The sequence below is a fragment of the Pseudomonas sp. HMWF032 genome, assembly GCF_003060885.1.
In the GTDB taxonomy this organism is placed as follows: Bacteria; Pseudomonadota; Gammaproteobacteria; order Pseudomonadales; family Pseudomonadaceae; genus Aquipseudomonas.
On sequence record NZ_QAIG01000008.1, the window covers coordinates 35,953 to 51,347 of the forward strand.

Annotated in this window: 16 protein-coding genes and 1 tRNA gene; 13 read left to right on the forward strand and 4 right to left on the reverse strand. The window is 59.8% G+C overall.

All coding sequences use genetic code 11. The features are described 5' to 3' along the window. Nucleotides 1-70 precede the first annotated feature (70 nt). From DBR00_RS12530 to DBR00_RS12545, 4 genes are all read left to right on the forward strand, one after another. Nucleotides 71-1,342: a YeaH/YhbH family protein gene (locus tag DBR00_RS12530; RefSeq protein ID WP_108488554.1), complete on the forward strand. Its 1,272-nt coding sequence runs from the start codon at nucleotides 71-73 to the stop codon at nucleotides 1,340-1,342. Beyond that, complete coding sequence (locus DBR00_RS12535; protein WP_108488553.1) at nucleotides 1,339-2,919, forward strand: SpoVR family protein; 1,581 nt, start codon at nucleotides 1,339-1,341, stop codon at nucleotides 2,917-2,919. Before DBR00_RS12530 ends, DBR00_RS12535 begins: the two co-directional genes overlap by 4 nt. 62 nt (nucleotides 2,920-2,981) lie before the next feature. Beyond that, the gene (locus DBR00_RS12540; protein ID WP_108488592.1) at nucleotides 2,982-3,494 is read left to right on the forward strand and encodes a DUF4136 domain-containing protein; all 513 of its coding nucleotides are present in this window, start codon (nucleotides 2,982-2,984) and stop codon (nucleotides 3,492-3,494) included. Between the two features lie 95 nt (nucleotides 3,495-3,589). Next, the gene (locus DBR00_RS12545; protein ID WP_108488552.1) at nucleotides 3,590-4,834 is read left to right on the forward strand and encodes a multifunctional CCA addition/repair protein; all 1,245 of its coding nucleotides are present in this window, start codon (nucleotides 3,590-3,592) and stop codon (nucleotides 4,832-4,834) included. Here the strand turns inward: DBR00_RS12545 and folK are convergent. Together folK and folB are read right to left on the reverse strand one after the other, a co-directional pair. Continuing rightward, a complete protein-coding gene (gene folK, locus DBR00_RS12550) occupies nucleotides 4,831-5,367 on the reverse strand; it encodes a 2-amino-4-hydroxy-6-hydroxymethyldihydropteridine diphosphokinase (RefSeq protein ID WP_108488551.1) in 537 nt (178 codons plus the stop codon). The genes DBR00_RS12545 and folK overlap by 4 nt on opposite strands. After that, nucleotides 5,358-5,714: a dihydroneopterin aldolase gene (folB, locus tag DBR00_RS12555; RefSeq protein ID WP_108488550.1), complete on the reverse strand. Its 357-nt coding sequence runs from the start codon at nucleotides 5,712-5,714 to the stop codon at nucleotides 5,358-5,360. The genes folK and folB overlap by 10 nt, the downstream gene beginning before the upstream one ends. A gap of 73 nt (nucleotides 5,715-5,787) precedes the next feature. On the opposite strand from folB, the gene plsY reads away from it, so the two are divergent. Next, nucleotides 5,788-6,357, forward strand: coding sequence for a glycerol-3-phosphate 1-O-acyltransferase PlsY (gene plsY / locus DBR00_RS12560; protein ID WP_108488549.1), 570 nt, complete (start codon nucleotides 5,788-5,790; stop codon nucleotides 6,355-6,357). Nucleotides 6,358-6,392: 35 nt separating this feature from the next. Here plsY and tsaD read toward each other — a convergent pair whose 3' ends face one another. Next, nucleotides 6,393-7,418 carry a tRNA (adenosine(37)-N6)-threonylcarbamoyltransferase complex transferase subunit TsaD gene (gene tsaD / locus DBR00_RS12565; protein WP_108488548.1) on the reverse strand — a complete coding sequence of 342 codons (1,026 nt, stop codon included), beginning with the start codon at nucleotides 7,416-7,418 and terminating at the stop codon, nucleotides 6,393-6,395. 204 nt (nucleotides 7,419-7,622) lie between these two features. Here tsaD and rpsU point away from each other — a divergent pair, with 204 nt between their 5' ends. The 8 genes from rpsU to DBR00_RS12605 all read left to right on the forward strand — a co-directional run bounded on the left by rpsU (nucleotide 7,623) and on the right by DBR00_RS12605 (nucleotide 15,179). Continuing rightward, the gene (gene rpsU, locus DBR00_RS12570) at nucleotides 7,623-7,838 is read left to right on the forward strand and encodes a 30S ribosomal protein S21 (RefSeq protein ID WP_003296736.1); all 216 of its coding nucleotides are present in this window, start codon (nucleotides 7,623-7,625) and stop codon (nucleotides 7,836-7,838) included. Between the two features lie 140 nt (nucleotides 7,839-7,978). Further along, on the forward strand, nucleotides 7,979-9,961 hold the full coding sequence (gene dnaG / locus DBR00_RS12575) for a DNA primase (RefSeq protein WP_108488547.1): 1,983 nt from the start codon (nucleotides 7,979-7,981) through the stop codon (nucleotides 9,959-9,961). A 67-nt stretch (nucleotides 9,962-10,028) separates the two neighbouring features. Next, nucleotides 10,029-11,873 (forward strand): RNA polymerase sigma factor RpoD, encoded by a 1,845-nt coding sequence (gene rpoD, locus DBR00_RS12580; RefSeq protein WP_108488546.1) that lies wholly within the window; start codon nucleotides 10,029-10,031, stop codon nucleotides 11,871-11,873. A 204-nt stretch (nucleotides 11,874-12,077) separates the two neighbouring features. Then, nucleotides 12,078-12,154 (forward strand) — tRNA-Ile (locus DBR00_RS12585). 80 nt (nucleotides 12,155-12,234) lie between these two features. Continuing rightward, complete coding sequence (locus tag DBR00_RS12590; protein ID WP_108488545.1) at nucleotides 12,235-12,834, forward strand: PAAR domain-containing protein; 600 nt, start codon at nucleotides 12,235-12,237, stop codon at nucleotides 12,832-12,834. A gap of 155 nt (nucleotides 12,835-12,989) precedes the next feature. Next, nucleotides 12,990-13,877: a hypothetical protein gene (locus DBR00_RS12595; RefSeq protein ID WP_108488544.1), complete on the forward strand. Its 888-nt coding sequence runs from the start codon at nucleotides 12,990-12,992 to the stop codon at nucleotides 13,875-13,877. Between the two features lie 86 nt (nucleotides 13,878-13,963). Next, nucleotides 13,964-14,467, forward strand: a complete 504-nt coding sequence (locus DBR00_RS12600) for a hypothetical protein (protein ID WP_108488543.1) — start codon at nucleotides 13,964-13,966, stop codon at nucleotides 14,465-14,467. 19 nt (nucleotides 14,468-14,486) lie between these two features. Continuing rightward, nucleotides 14,487-15,179: a CHAP domain-containing protein gene (locus DBR00_RS12605; RefSeq protein ID WP_108488542.1), complete on the forward strand. Its 693-nt coding sequence runs from the start codon at nucleotides 14,487-14,489 to the stop codon at nucleotides 15,177-15,179. On the opposite strand, the gene DBR00_RS12610 is transcribed toward DBR00_RS12605, so the two are convergent. Then, entirely contained in the window at nucleotides 15,121-15,372 is a 252-nt protein-coding gene (locus DBR00_RS12610; RefSeq protein WP_108488541.1) for a helix-turn-helix domain-containing protein, read from the reverse strand. The two genes, DBR00_RS12605 and DBR00_RS12610, sit on opposite strands and share 59 nt — an antisense overlap. Nucleotides 15,373-15,395: the final 23 nt, after the last annotated feature.

The window sequence follows — 15,395 nt, forward strand, 5'->3', positions numbered from 1 at the left end:
GTACAGGGCGCGCGACAAACGCGGCCCTGTGCTGACTGCGCCTGATGTCTGCAGCGCACGGAGGGCAGTTATGAGCCATGTGATCGACCGACGCCTGAACGGCAAGAACAAGAGCACGGTAAACCGCCAGCGCTTCCTGCGGCGCTACCGCGACCACATCAAAAAGGCCGTGGAAGAAGCGGTCAGCCGCCGCTCCATCACCGATATGGAGCACGGCGAACAGATCGGCATCCCCGGCCGCGATATCGACGAGCCAGTCCTGCACCACGGCCGCGGCGGTCGCCAGACCACCGTGCATCCCGGCAACCGCGAATTCACCACCGGTGAGAAGATTGCCCGCCCGCAAGGCGGTGGCGGTGGACAAGGCGCGGGCAAGGCGAGCAACTCCGGTGAGGGTATGGACGAGTTCGTCTTCCAGATCACCCAGGAGGAATTCCTCGATTTCATGTTCGAGGATCTGGAACTGCCCAATCTGATCAAACGCCACCTGACCGGCAGCGACACCTTCAAGAGCGTACGCGCGGGAATCAGCAACGAAGGCAACCCATCACGCATCAACATTGTGCGCACCCTGCGTTCCGCCCACGCCCGACGCATCGCCCTGTCTGGCAGCAGCCGCAACAAACTCAAGAACGCCCAGGCCGAACTGGAACGCCTGAAGCGGGAACAGCCCGACAACCTCGGCGATATCCAGGCGCTTGAGGAAGAAGTCAGCAAACTGCGCGCGCGGATCAAACGCGTGCCCTTCCTCGACACCTTCGACCTCAAGTACAACCTGCTGGTCAAACAGCCCAACCCCAGCTCCAAGGCGGTGATGTTCTGCCTGATGGATGTTTCCGGGTCGATGACGCAGTCGACCAAGGACATCGCCAAGCGCTTCTTTATCCTCTTGTACCTGTTCCTCAAGCGCAACTACGACAAGATCGACGTGGTATTCATCCGTCACCACACCAGCGCACGCGAAGTGGACGAAGAAGAGTTCTTCTACTCCCGCGAAACCGGCGGCACCATCGTCTCCAGCGCACTGAAACTGATGCAGGAGATCATGGCCGAGCGCTACCCGGTCAACGAATGGAATATCTACGCCGCCCAGGCGTCGGATGGTGATAACTGGAATGACGACTCACCGATCTGCAGGGATATATTGATCAAGCAGATCATGCCGTTCGTGCAGTACTTCACCTACGTCGAGATCACCCCGCGCGAGCATCAGGCGCTGTGGTTTGAATACGAACACGTCAGCGAAGCCTTCGCCGACACCTTCGCCCAACAGCAGTTGGTATCGGCCGGCGATATCTACCCGGTATTCCGCGACCTGTTCCAGCGGAGGCTAACCACATGAGCACGTCCGACAGCAGCACCCGCGAGAGAAAGCGCCAGCCGATCTCTACCGGCTCGGAATGGACCTTTGAACTGATCCGTCAATATGACCGGGAGATCGCCCGTATTGCCGAGCGCTATGCGCTGGACACCTACCCCAACCAGATCGAGGTGATCACCGCCGAGCAGATGATGGATGCCTATGCTTCGGTCGGCATGCCGCTGGGCTACCACCACTGGTCGTACGGCAAGCACTTTCTCAGCACCGAAAAAGGCTACAAGCGCGGGCAGATGGGCCTGGCCTACGAGATCGTGATCAACTCCGACCCGTGTATTGCCTACCTGATGGAAGAGAACACCATCTGCATGCAGGCCTTGGTGATCGCCCACGCCTGCTATGGCCATAACAGCTTCTTCAAGGGCAACTACCTGTTCCGCACCTGGACCGACGCCAGCTCGATCATCGACTACCTGGTGTTCGCCAAGCAGTACATCATGCAGTGCGAGGAGCGCCACGGCATCGACGCCGTGGAAGACCTGCTCGATTCCTGCCACGCCCTGATGAACTATGGTGTGGACCGCTACAAACGCCCCTACCCGATTTCCGCCGAGGAAGAACGGCGGCGCATGAAAGACCGCGAGGAGCACCTGCAAAAGCAGATCAATGACCTCTGGCGCACGATTCCAAAAAGCGCCAACAAGGGTGAAGGCAAAGACAGCAAACGCTTTCCTGCCGAGCCGCAGGAAAACATCCTCTACTTCCTGGAGAAACATGCGCCACTGCTGGAACCCTGGCAGCGCGAGATCATTCGCATCGTGCGCAAAATCGCCCAGTACTTCTACCCACAACGCCAGACCCAGGTGATGAACGAAGGCTGGGCGACCTTCTGGCACTACACCCTGATGAACGACCTGTACGACGAAGGTCTGGTCACCGATGGTTTTATGATGGAGTTCCTGCAGTCGCACACCAGCGTGGTCTACCAGCCGCCCTTCGACAGCCCCTACTACAGCGGCATCAACCCCTATGCCCTGGGTTTTGCCATGTACCGCGACATCCGCCGCATCTGCGAAGAGCCCACCGAAGAAGATCGACGCTGGTTCCCCGACATTGCCGGCAGCGACTGGCTGAGTACCCTGAAGTTCGCCATGACCAGTTTCAAGGATGAGAGCTTTATCCTGCAGTACCTGTCACCCAAGGTGATCCGCGACCTCAAGCTGTTCAGCATTCTCGACGACGACCAGAAGGACGAGCTGTACGTCCCCGCCATTCATGACGAGCCCGGCTATCGCAGCATCCGTGAGACCCTGGCTGCGCAATACAACCTGGGCAACCGCGAACCCAATGTGCAGATCTGGAGTATCGATCGGCGTGGTGATCGCTCACTGACCTTGCGTCATCAGCAACATGACCGCAAGCCGCTGGGCAACTCGACCGAAGAAGTGCTCAAACATCTGCATCGTCTGTGGGGCTTCAACATCCATCTGGAGATCTATCAAGGCGAGCAGTTGGTCAGTACCCAGCACGTGCCGCCTCAAAACGACAACGCACATGACACCGACTACCCACGCCTCGACCTGATGATCCCGCCCATTTGATCGGTTGCGTGGGAGTGAGCGCGAGCAGCAGCATGGCCAACAGACCAATCGGAAGCATGCTGATGCGCCTGTTTATCGTACTACTGCTGTGCCTGGCACTCGCCACCTGCAGCAACCAGTTGCCACGCGCCCAGGTACTCACGCCGGCCAGCCAGGCGCTAACAGGCAAACACCGCTTCAGCCTGATCGCCGCCGAGCAGGCGGTACAGGGCCAAGTACCGTTTGCCGAGCGCTACGAACAGCTTGAACAATTGCTGCGCGAAGGCCTCAGCAACCGTGGCTACCAGGCCAGTCCGCAGGCACAGATTCAGGTGTATTACTGGCTGGCCGTGCAGGACAGCCCACTGGACTTCAAAACCGATGCCGCACCGCCAACCCTGCTCGGCCCCTACCAGGCCATCCATCGTCTGCGCGATGAAACCGGCACCCTGCGCCTGCGCCTGACCACACCCAATCAGGATATTCTCTGGGAAGGCCTGATCAGCACCGGCCTGAGCCCCGCCAGGGACAGCGCCGAACTGCTCGAACGCGCTACCCAGGCGCTCTTGCAGCAAATTCCACGAGCCCGCCCCTAGCCCGACTGCGTCTCTAAGGGCGGTTCAGAACGGCATCCAGGCTACCCTTCGTCAGCGACCAGCCGCTATCCTCCGCATTTAGCGGAGGAACCATGATGCAGATTTACAAAGTCGGCGGTGCCGTACGGGATCGCCTGTTGGGTCGTGAAGTCAGCGAAATCGACTGGGTCGTCGTCGGCGCCAGCGCCGAACAGATGCTTGAGTTGGGCTACCGCCCGGTGGGCGCCGACTTTCCGGTGTTTCTGCACCCGCAGACCGGCGAGGAATACGCCCTGGCCCGCACCGAACGCAAGAGCGGGCGCGGCTACGGCGGCTTTACCTTCTTCGCCAGCCCGGACGTGACCCTGGAAGAAGACCTGGTCCGCCGCGACCTGACGGTCAATGCCATGGCCGAAGACGATCACGGCACGCTGATCGATCCCTACGGTGGCCAACGCGACCTCGAAGCCCGGCTGCTGCGCCACGTCTCCCCGGCCTTCGCCGAAGACCCACTGCGCGTATTGCGCGTCGCCCGCTTTGCCGCCCGTTACGCGCCACTGGGCTTTCGCGTAGCGCCTGAAACCCTGGTGCTGATGCGCGAACTGAGCGAGTCCGGCGAGCTAAGCGCGCTGACACCAGAACGTAGCTGGAAGGAAGTCTCCCGCGCCCTGATGGAATCGCGCCCTGATGTTTTTATCCAGGTGCTGCGTGACTGCGGCGCCCTGCGTGAACTGCTGCCCGAGGTCGACGCGCTGTTCGGCGTGCCACAACCCGCCGCCCACCATCCGGAGATCGACACCGGCGAGCATGTACTCAGCGTGCTGCGCCAATGCGCCGAACACCAGCAACCGCTGACCGTACGCTGGGCCTGCCTGCTGCATGATGTCGGCAAAGGCCTGACGCCGGAGGCCGAATGGCCCCGACATATCGCCCACGAACACACCGGCCTGAAGCTGATCCGCGCCATCAACCAGCGCTGCAAGGCGCCCAAGGATTGCCAGGAACTGGCCTTGCAGGTTGGTGAATACCACACCCACGGTCACCGCGCTCTGGAGCTGAAGGCGTCGACCCTGCTCAAACTGCTGCAAGGCTTCGACGTGTTCCGCCGCCCGCAGCGCTTCGAAGAATTTATCGCCGCCTGTGAAATGGACGCCCGCGGACGCCTGGGCCTGGAGCAACGCGCGTATCCACAAGCAGATTATCTGCGCGCCGCCATGCAAGCAGCACGCGCTGTGGCCGTACAACCCTTGCTAGAGCAAGGCTTGAAAGGCGCCGAACTGGGTGAAGCGCTAAACCGAGAGCGCCTGCAGGCACTGGTAACGTTCAAGGCAACAGCCTCCGCCAGTACCGCGCAGGACTAACGGACCGGGTAAAGCGCAAGCAATTCTGCAGGTGTTAACGCTTGCTCATGCCACGTAAACGCCACAGGCCAAAGCTGCTGCTCAATCTGCGCGGCCTGCCAGAGCTCGGCAAAGCTGCGTTGTTGCGCCGGGTGCATAACATCCGGCACCAGCAGGGCCAGCGGCCAAAGCACGAATGCGTTCTTGAGGATTTCTGCACGCGGCAGGATCAAGCCATCGAAGTTGCCAACCAGATCGCCGTACAGCAGCACATCGATGTCCAGTGGCAGTCCCTTGCGCTCCGGCGCATAGCGACCGTTATCGGCTTCGATAAACTTCAGCCGACGATCCAGCTCGCCCAAAGGCAGCTCACTGTAGCCGGCCACCACCAGATTGAAGAACGGCCCGCTCTTGATGCCGACCGCCTGGCTTTCAAACACCGGCGAGCAGCGCATGTCGCTGAGCAACCCGGCGAGTGCATCAAGGCCAGCGCGCAGGTGCGCTTCACGCCCGATGTTGCTGCCCAGGCCAAGTAGAACGGGAGTTAGCGACATCCGCGCTCGATCTCCACGCCCACCCCACCTCGGGCCGCCGGTACTGCGCCGGGCTTGGTCAGTTTGAGCCGCACCCAGGGTATCTGGAACTCAGCCATGAGCAACTCGACCAGCCGCTCGGCAAAGGTTTCCACCAGGATAAAGTGCGAGCCACTGGCAAACGCCTGAATCCGCTGCGAAACCTTGGCGTAATCCAGTGCTTTGTCCAGCTCGTCACCGACGGCAGCCGGACGATTATCCCACCCCAGGTACAAGTCCAAACGCAAACACTGGCGAATGGTGCGCTCCCAGTCGTAGGCACCGATCACCGTGTCGACCTCCAGCCCCTCGATAAAAACTGTGTCCACGCACGCTCTCCGCGGCACGACAAGGCTGCCGCACCTAGTTAGAATCAGGGCTCCCTTGCCCGGAATGGATACCATGTTTTGGCTGTTGGCGGCCCTCGCCTACCTGCTCGGCTCGTTGTCCTTCGCCATTCTGCTCAGCCGCCTGGCCGGCGGACCGGACCCGCGCGCCAGTGGCTCGGGTAACCCCGGGGCCACCAACATGCTCCGGGTAGCCGGCAAACGCCTGGCCATCCTCACGCTGATCGGCGACCTCCTCAAAGGCCTGCTGCCAGTAATACTGGCCAAACTGCTCCAACTCAGCCTGCAGGAACAAGCCTGGATCGGCCTGGCCGCCGTTATCGGCCACTTGTATCCGCTGTATTTCAACTTCCGTGGTGGCAAAGGTGTCGCCACCGCCGCCGGCATGCTCCTGGGGCTGTATCCGCCCGCAGCCTTACTGGCCGTTGCCGCCTGGTTACTGACGTTTGTCCTGACCCGCACCAGCTCACTGGCCGCCTTGATCGCCACCCCACTGACCCTGCCACTGCTGGCCTGGCAACAACCCGCAGCACTGCTACCGGTCTGTGTCCTGACAGGACTGATCGTCTGGCGCCATCGCGGCAATTTACGCGATCTGTTCGCCGGCCGTGAGCGGCATTTCTAACGCCACAACCTGAATCTGATTCGTCATGCCGCCGCTTACAGCGCCGGCAGCTGTTCCATCGGCCAGCGCGCCTGCACCTTGATCGCCAGCTCTTCGTGCTGCCCCGCCAGCAAACGCTGACAGCCGGCATAGGCAATCATCGCGCCGTTATCCGTGCAAAACGCCGGACGCGCATAGAACACGGCCCCCTTCAATTCGGCGAGCATCTGCTCCAGCGCCTGGCGCAGCGCCTTGTTGGCGCTCACCCCACCGGCGATCACCAGGTTGTTCAGGCCCGTCTGCTTGAGCGCACGCTTGCATTTGATGGTGAGGGTATCAACCACCGCCTGTTGAAATGCCAGGGCGATGTCACAACGGGTCTGCTCTGAGTGATCACCCTCAGCCTGGCACTGCTGCCAGGTATTCAGAGTGAAGGTCTTCAGACCGCTGAAACTGAATTCCAGGCCAGGCCGATCCGTCATCGGCCGCGGAAATTTAAAACGGCCAGGCGTGCCACTTAGCGCTAAGCGGGCAATCTCGGGGCCGCCGGGGTACTGCAAGCCCATCAGTTTGGCGGTCTTGTCGAACGCCTCACCCGCCGCATCATCCAGAGACTCGCCAAGCAGCTGGTATTGACCAATGCCATCCACGCGCACCAGTTGGGTATGCCCGCCCGACACCAGCAAAGCGACGAACGGAAAGGCTGGCGGTTGTGCTTCCAGCATCGGCGCCAACAGGTGGCCTTCCATGTGATGCACACCGAGCGCCGGGATACCCCAGGCAAAGGCCAAGGCCTGGGCACAAGAAGCGCCAACCAGCAAGGCACCGACCAGGCCAGGGCCTGCGGTGTAGGCGATGGCGTCGATGTCAGTCGCCACGCAGCCGGCCTCGCTCAACACCTGACGGATCAACGGCAACATCCGCTTGACGTGGTCGCGCGAGGCCAATTCAGGCACCACGCCACCATAGACGCGGTGCAAATCAATCTGACTGAACAGCGCGTCCGCCAGCAGGCCGCGCTCGCTGTCATACAGCGCGACACCGGTTTCGTCGCAGGAGGTTTCCAATCCCAGAACCAGCATGGACAGTGCCTTGTAGTAGTGTGTGCAACTTCGAAGGCGCGCATGATAATGGCCGCTGGCGCGAACCGGCCAGCGCTTTTCGATCAGAGGCTTTGCATTCCTCGCGATGAGGCGGTAACATCCGCAACCCTTAAAAACCTACGTTCTCCAGCGCCAAATGCCAGGAGCAACGTTACCCCCGGTAATAAAGAAGGTACGCCCTGGATGCCAGCCGTCAAAGTTAAAGAGAACGAACCCTTCGACGTAGCTCTGCGTCGTTTCAAGCGCTCCTGCGAAAAAGCCGGTGTTCTGGCTGAAGTTCGCAGCCGTGAATTCTACGAAAAGCCAACTTCCGAGCGTAAGCGCAAAGCAGCCGCTGCTGTTAAGCGTCACGCCAAGAAAGTGCAGCGCGAGCAGCGCCGCAGCGTTCGCCTGTACTAATTCGTACACGCAACGTCTGGATGCCCGCTTTTAGCGGGCTTCGCTTTAAGACTCCGCGCCACCTCCGGGTGACGATCGGAGTCTTTTAGTTTTTGCTTCTCTCTGGTCTGCACGCAGGTGCAACAGTATTCTGAGCGCCTATGGCCGGCCTGATCCCACAGTCTTTTATCGATGACCTGCTCAACCGCACCGACATCGTCGACGTGGTCGCCTCACGCATCCAGCTGAAAAAGGCCGGCAAAAACTACACCGCCTGCTGCCCCTTCCATAAAGAAAAAACCCCCTCGTTCAGCGTCAGCCCGGACAAACAGTTCTATTACTGCTTTGGCTGCGGCGCCGGCGGCAACGCCCTGGGTTTTGTCATGGACCATGACCAACTGGATTTCCCCCAGGCAATCGAGGATCTGGCCAAGCGCGCCGGCATGGAAGTGCCTCGCGAGGAAGGCGGACGCAACAACAAGCCACGCCAACCCACCGACTCACCGCTATACCCACTGCTGACTGCCGCCGCCGAGTACTACAAACAGGCACTGAAAAATCACCCACAGCGCAAAGCCGCGATTGACTACCTGAAAGGCCGAGGCCTGTCCGGCGAAATCGCTCGCGACTTCGGCATGGGCTTCGCGCCGCCAGGCTGGGACAACCTGCTCAAACAACTGGGCGGCGACAGCCTGCAGCAAAAAGCCATGATCGATGCCGGCCTGCTGATTGAAAACGCCGAAAGCAAACGCGTGTACGACCGCTTCCGCGACCGCATCATGTTCCCGATCCGCGACAGCCGCGGCCGGGTGATTGCCTTTGGCGGCCGCGTACTGGGCGACGAAAAGCCGAAATACCTGAACTCACCGGAAACCCCCGTCTTCCATAAAGGCCAGGAGCTCTACGGCCTGTTCGAGGCACGCAAACACAACCGCGACCTCGACGAGATCATGGTGGTCGAAGGCTATATGGACGTCATTGCCCTGGCCCAACAAGGCCTACGCAATGCCGTCGCCACCCTCGGCACCGCCACCAGCGAAGAGCACCTCAAGCGTCTGTTTCGCGTCGTACCCAGCGTGTTGTTCTGCTTCGATGGTGACGCCGCCGGACGCAACGCCGCCTGGCGCGCCCTCGAGGCGACCTTATCGAGCCTGCAGGACGGCCGCCGCGCGCGCTTTCTATTCCTGCCCGACGGCGAAGACCCGGACACCCTGGTACGCAGCGAAGGCACCGACGCCTTCCGCGCACGGATCAACCAGCACGCTCAGCCACTGGCCGACTACTTCTTCCAGCAACTCAGCGAAGAAGCCGACCCGCGCTCACTGGAAGGCAAAGCCCACCTGATGACCCTGGCCGCGCCGCTGATCGACAAGATCCCTGGCAACAACCTGCGCACCCTGATGCGCCAGCGCCTGAGCGAAATCACCGGACTGTCCGGCGAAGCCCTGCAGCAAATGGCGCCAACTGCGCGCAGCAGTCAGCCAAGCCAGAGCAGCGCACCGCCTAGCGACTACCCGGATTACCCACAAATCCCCGACAGCGCCTATTACGATGTCGAACCGAGCCGCAACGAATACGAAAACCCCAGCCCCGCGCCACAGTTCGAACACAACAGCGGAAAAGGCAAGGGCAACTGGAAGAAAGACGGCGGCAAATGGAGCAAGAAAGGCCAAGGCGAGTTCGCCCCGCGCGCGCCACGTACCGCTGTCAGCGTCGAATCACCCCACCTGAGCGCACTGCGCACACTGCTACACCATCCGCAACTTGCACAGAAAGTCGAAGATGTAAGCCACTTCGCCGCCGAAGACGACACCTACGCCCAGCTGCTGGTCGCCCTGCTCGGCGCACTGCAGAAAAACCCCAAGCTGCGCTCACTGCAACTGATTGCACGCTGGCATGGCACGGAGCAAGGCCGCCTACTGCGCGCGCTCGCGGAAAAGGAATGGCTGATTTCAGTAGACAACCTTGAACAACAGTTTTTCGACACTATAACTAGTCTTGTAGCCCGCCAACGTGAGCGCAGCCTGGAACATTTGCTGCGCAAAGCCCGTCAAAGCGAGTTGAGCGCAGAAGAGAAAAATCAGCTGCGCAGCTTGCTGAGCCGTAATGCATCACCGGTAACCCCGAGTTCAACTGGCGCTTAGGTGCGTTGCTCGGGTATAATCCGCGGCTTGTTTTTTGCCCGCCAAGACCTTCAGTGGATAGGGTGTTATGTCCGGAAAAGCGCAACAGCAGTCTCGTTTGAAAGAATTGATCAGCCGCGGTCGTGAGCAGGGTTACCTGACTTACGCGGAGGTCAATGACCACTTGCCGGAGGATATTTCCGACCCGGAACAGGTGGAAGATATCATCCGCATGATCAACGACATGGGGATCAACGTATTCGAGAGTGCTCCGGATGCGGACGCCCTGTTGTTGGCGGAAGCCGACACCGACGAAGCCGCCGCGGAAGAAGCGGCGGCTGCACTCGCGGCCGTTGAAACCGATATCGGCCGAACCACCGACCCGGTGCGCATGTACATGCGCGAAATGGGCACGGTGGAATTGCTAACCCGCGAAGGCGAGATCGAAATCGCCAAACGCATCGAGGAAGGCATCCGCGAAGTCATGGGCGCTATTGCCCACTTCCCCGGCACTGTCGACAGCATTCTCGCCGAATACAACCGCGTCACCACCGACGGTGGTCGCCTGGTTGAAGTGCTCAGTGGCTACATCGATCCAGATGACGGCATCGTACCAGCCGAAGCTGCCGCCCCCCTGCCGGTGCAGGATGGTGAAACGGCTGACGAGAGCGACGACGACGACGCAGAAGCCAGTGACGACGAGGAAGAAGAAGGCGACGGCGGCCCAGATCCAGAAGAAGCACTGCGCCGCTTCACCGCGATTGGCGAAGCACTTGAGCTGGCCAAGAAAGCCCTGAAAAAGCATGGCCGCAACAGCAAGCAGGGTGACGCTGCGCTGAAGGACATGGCCGAGCTGTTCATGCCAATCAAGCTGGTGCCCAAGCAGTACGATTCCCTGGTTGTAAGAGTGCGCAGCTCCCTTGAGCGCTTGCGCGGCCAGGAACGCGCCATCATGCAACTGTGCGTACGTGACGCTCGCATGCCCCGCGCCGACTTCCTACGCCTGTTCCCTGGCAATGAAGTTGACCAGACCTGGGCAGAGCAACTGGCCAAAGGCAAGGCCAAATACGCCGAAGCCATCGGCAACCTGCAAGGTGATATTCAGCGCTGCCAGCAAAAGCTGTCTGCCCTGGAAGCCGAGTGCGAGCTGAGCCTGGCTGAAATCAAGGACATCAACCGTCGCATGTCGATCGGCGAGGCCAAGGCCCGTCGCGCGAAGAAAGAGATGGTTGAAGCGAACTTGCGTCTGGTGATCTCCATCGCCAAGAAGTACACCAACCGCGGCCTGCAGTTCCTCGACCTGATTCAGGAAGGCAACATCGGCCTGATGAAGGCGGTAGACAAGTTCGAATACCGTCGCGGCTACAAGTTCTCGACCTATGCAACCTGGTGGATCCGCCAGGCGATCACTCGCTCGATTGCCGACCAGGCGCGCACCATCCGTATTCCGGTGCACATGATCGAGACCATCAACAAGCTCAACCGCATTTCCCGGCAGATGCTGCAGGAAATGGGTCGCGAACCGACCCCGGAAGAGCTGGGTGAACGCATGGAGATGCCTGAGGACAAGATCCGCAAGGTACTGAAGATCGCCAAAGAGCCGATCTCCATGGAAACACCGATCGGTGACGACGAAGATTCGCACCTGGGCGACTTCATTGAAGACTCCACCATGCAATCGCCTATTGATGTGGCGACCGTGGAAAGCCTCAAGGAAGCCACCCGCGAAGTACTCTCCGGCCTCACCGCGCGTGAAGCCAAGGTACTGCGCATGCGCTTCGGCATCGACATGAATACCGACCACACCCTTGAGGAAGTCGGTAAGCAGTTCGATGTAACCCGCGAGCGGATTCGTCAGATCGAAGCCAAGGCGCTGCGCAAGCTGCGCCACCCGACGAGAAGCGAGCACCTGCGCTCCTTCCTCGACGAGTAACACCAAAACCCCCGGCCTTGCCGGGGGTTTTGCATTAGAGGCCCTCCATCACCTCCAGCGTGAAACCGGATCACCACCCTGCTTTCAAACCGCACACCAGAACGACAACCGGACAATTGCACAAAAAAATCAGATCCAGCAGCTCTACACCGTCATCTGATTGGCGCTAAAGAAAGAGCACCGGTATAATCCGCCCGCCTCTGAGGGCCCATAGCTCAGTTGGTTAGAGCAGAGGACTCATAATCCTTTGGTCCACGGTTCGAGTCCGTGTGGGCCCACCACCTTTAAAGCCGCGCACTGCGCGGCTTTTTCATGCCTGCCAAAAGTCCCGCTGAACTTGCTCGTCAAATCCGCCCGAAAAGTGAACTTAGCCACAGCGGAAAAATCCCATGGTGCTCAGAATGCCGACACCTCTGGCACAAGGACGACAGCCATGGCAAAACCCGCCTCCCGCCTCAGTGATTTAAATGCGTGTCCCATCCCAGGGCATGGCACCAACCCGACCACCACTGGTTCGCCTGATGTCTTGATCAACAGCCTGCCGACCTTGCGTGTGGGCGACAGCACGGCCTGCGGCGATGCGGTCACTGAAGGCATTGGCAGCATCCTGGTCAATGGCAAACCCATCGCGTTTCTAGGCAGTGCCACCGCTCATGGCGGGCTCATCATTACCGGCTCAGGCGACGTACTGGTCGGCACTCAAGCAGGCAGCGCGCCGTTCAGCGCACCCGAGATACTGCCCAGGCACAGCGAGCAGTATCAGCTGGTAGACAGCCATAGCGGCCAGCCGGTCGAGGACGCGTTGTATTGCGTGGAGTGCGGCGATGGCCAGCGCTTTGTCGGTTACACCAATGCCTACGGCAACACCGAACGTGTGTTTACTAAAGATCCGCAAGCCGTGGTTGTTCGTTGGGGTCGAGAGGCCGCCAACCACCTCAAGCAAAAAGGCATTCGCTTCTAAGGACAGATGCAATGACAGCACCTCATCAGGGCAAAACAAGTGCCCAGCATTCAATACAGCAGATCCCAATTTCTCTTCAGCGTGACTTCATCACCGTTGTCGGTGCCTCACATATGACTTTGATGGAGAGGCTGCGAGAACAGAAAGGCAACAAGATGCGCTTTATCAATCAGGGTATTCGGCAAATTCGCCTTTATCCGCCCGCAAGCGCCAACGATGCCACCCAGCGCATTTTTCTGATTTTCACCGAAGACTATGAGCGCCCCTTGCTCGATGCAGTGAAGGGTGTGGTCGAAACCCGCTATGGCGCGAAATACCGGGAACTCGACTCCATTGCCCAACTGCTCGACTTCATCAACTTACGCATCAGCAAAAAGCGCGAGATCAAGCAGCTCGACCTATTCGCCCATGGCCTGGTCGGCACCATCGAGTTTGGTTATGAACTGGACAAGGCCGACAGCTACCGCCTGCGTGACGCCCAAGCCCAGATGCTCAAGCCTGAAGCGTTCGACCTGAGCGCCAAGATTCACTCCTACGCCTGCCGTACCGGCCTTGGTATTCATGCCGACGTACACGTCAGCGAGAGCGAAGACCCACTGTACGAGAAGAGTCTGGCGCAGTTGATCGCCAACACCGCTCAGACCCCTGTTTGGGCATTCCCGCGGCGCAGCAATTATGACCAGACTTATGGTAACGCCACAGATCGCGCCGGTTTGGAGGGTGCAAAGCAAAGGGTCCGGGCGGACAAGCTGGCCATGGATCGTTATGAGTTACAGCGCAGCCACTATCAAAAGCGCTTAGCAGCGCATCGTCAGACCAGCAAAGACGCCAACGCCCAGCTGCCTAATGAGTCGCCCCCAAGACCGCCGCTCAAAACTGCCAGCGCGGAAGATGAAACGCTCGCGCGCCATGCCAATAGCCGCGATAGATACCAGCAATCCATCGGCTACCCACTGGACGCAGACGGTGCGTTACGCCCCGTACGTGCCGGAGACTCGCCCACTGGGGTACCGGCCACTTTGCTGGAATACAAACCGTTATGAGGCGCTTGAACAAGCCGCTGTTATGGAGCATTGCCCTGGCCGCTAGCTTAGCGACGGGGCTTTATCTAAGTGCCAAGGAGAGCGAGATGCCCAAGAAAATCATGATGTATTACGGCGGTTTCGAAATCGAAGAGATGTTCGATGCCAGCCAGTGGTTTGTCAGTGGCATGTATAAACCGCGCAATATTGAAGCAGATGGCGGGGCCAGCAATGACACCATGCTGCGCAGCAAGCCGCTGCCTTTTACAGCGTCCCAATACGCGGAACTACCTCTGATAGCCAGTAGTGAGTTGCGGGATGAATACCCAGAGCTGGATAGAACGACGCTAATCGACAACCCTCCGGACCTTCGCCAACGTGTTCGTTATGCCTACAGCGCGTTCGCCGAACCCCACAAGCCCGAGGACTACCACAACATCTACCTGGAGTTAGTCGGCAGACGCTTTGTGGTCACTTTTTCACGCGATGCCCAGACTGGCGAAAACCTAACCGGGAAATACGTCAGCGAAGTGATCGGGGACTATGCATCCCAAGCCGAGCATCGCAAAGCCTTTGCCGAAATAGCTGAGCACGAACGCAAAGCCCGCTAACCACCGCCCCGGTCTCACGATGAACAAGCGCCGAATCGCCCTGCTCGCGAGCTGTGTTCTGCTGCCTTCGATCGCTCTGGCGACGTATGCAGCCGTTACCCGCATCAACCCCAACAACCAGCATGCGGTCGGCGATCAGCTTGATGAGTTGAATGGGGTGGCGATTTACTACAACGGCGGGGTCAATACCGTGCAGGGGCGCAACCTGAGCAAGGACGGTTACAACCTCGGGCTGCGCTACCAATGTGTGGAGTTTGTGAAACGCTATTACTTCGAACGCCATGACCACCGCATGCCCGACAGTTACGGGCATGCCAAAGACTTCTTCGACCCAACGCTCAGTGACGGCAGCCTGAACACCAAACGCGCCATGCTGCAGTTCCGCAATGGCAGCGCTGCGCAACCGCAAGCAGAAGACTTGCTGGTGTTCGCGCCCACGCTGTTCAACCGCTATGGGCATGTGGCGATTATCGCCAGCGTCGGCAGCGACTCCTTGCAGATCGCCCAACAGAACCCCGGCCCGTTCGGTCGCTCCAGAGAAGACCTGCCACTCACCCAACGCGAAGGGCGCTGGTACATCGGCCAAGCCAACGTACTCGGCTGGCTCAGGTTAACGCCGGCCGATGCAATGCTCGCACCTGAGCTGAGCGACATCAATCGAATACTCCGTGGATTTCATCCAGCGTGGGCATGGCGGCCGACACCACCGTAAGCTCAGCGTCGAGGGCCGCCAGCACGCGTGCATAGGCCATCATTCCCACCGAGAGGTCGCCCTTCTCAATAGCGATAACCTTTTGCCGGGTGATGCCCGCCAAGGCAGCGAGCGCAGCCTGAGTCAGCCCGCGATTGCCGCGGCGCTGCCGAAGCTGATCGCCGAGGCGCTGCGTGATGAGGGAATAGTCCATGTCATGAATACGTTACTTAATTG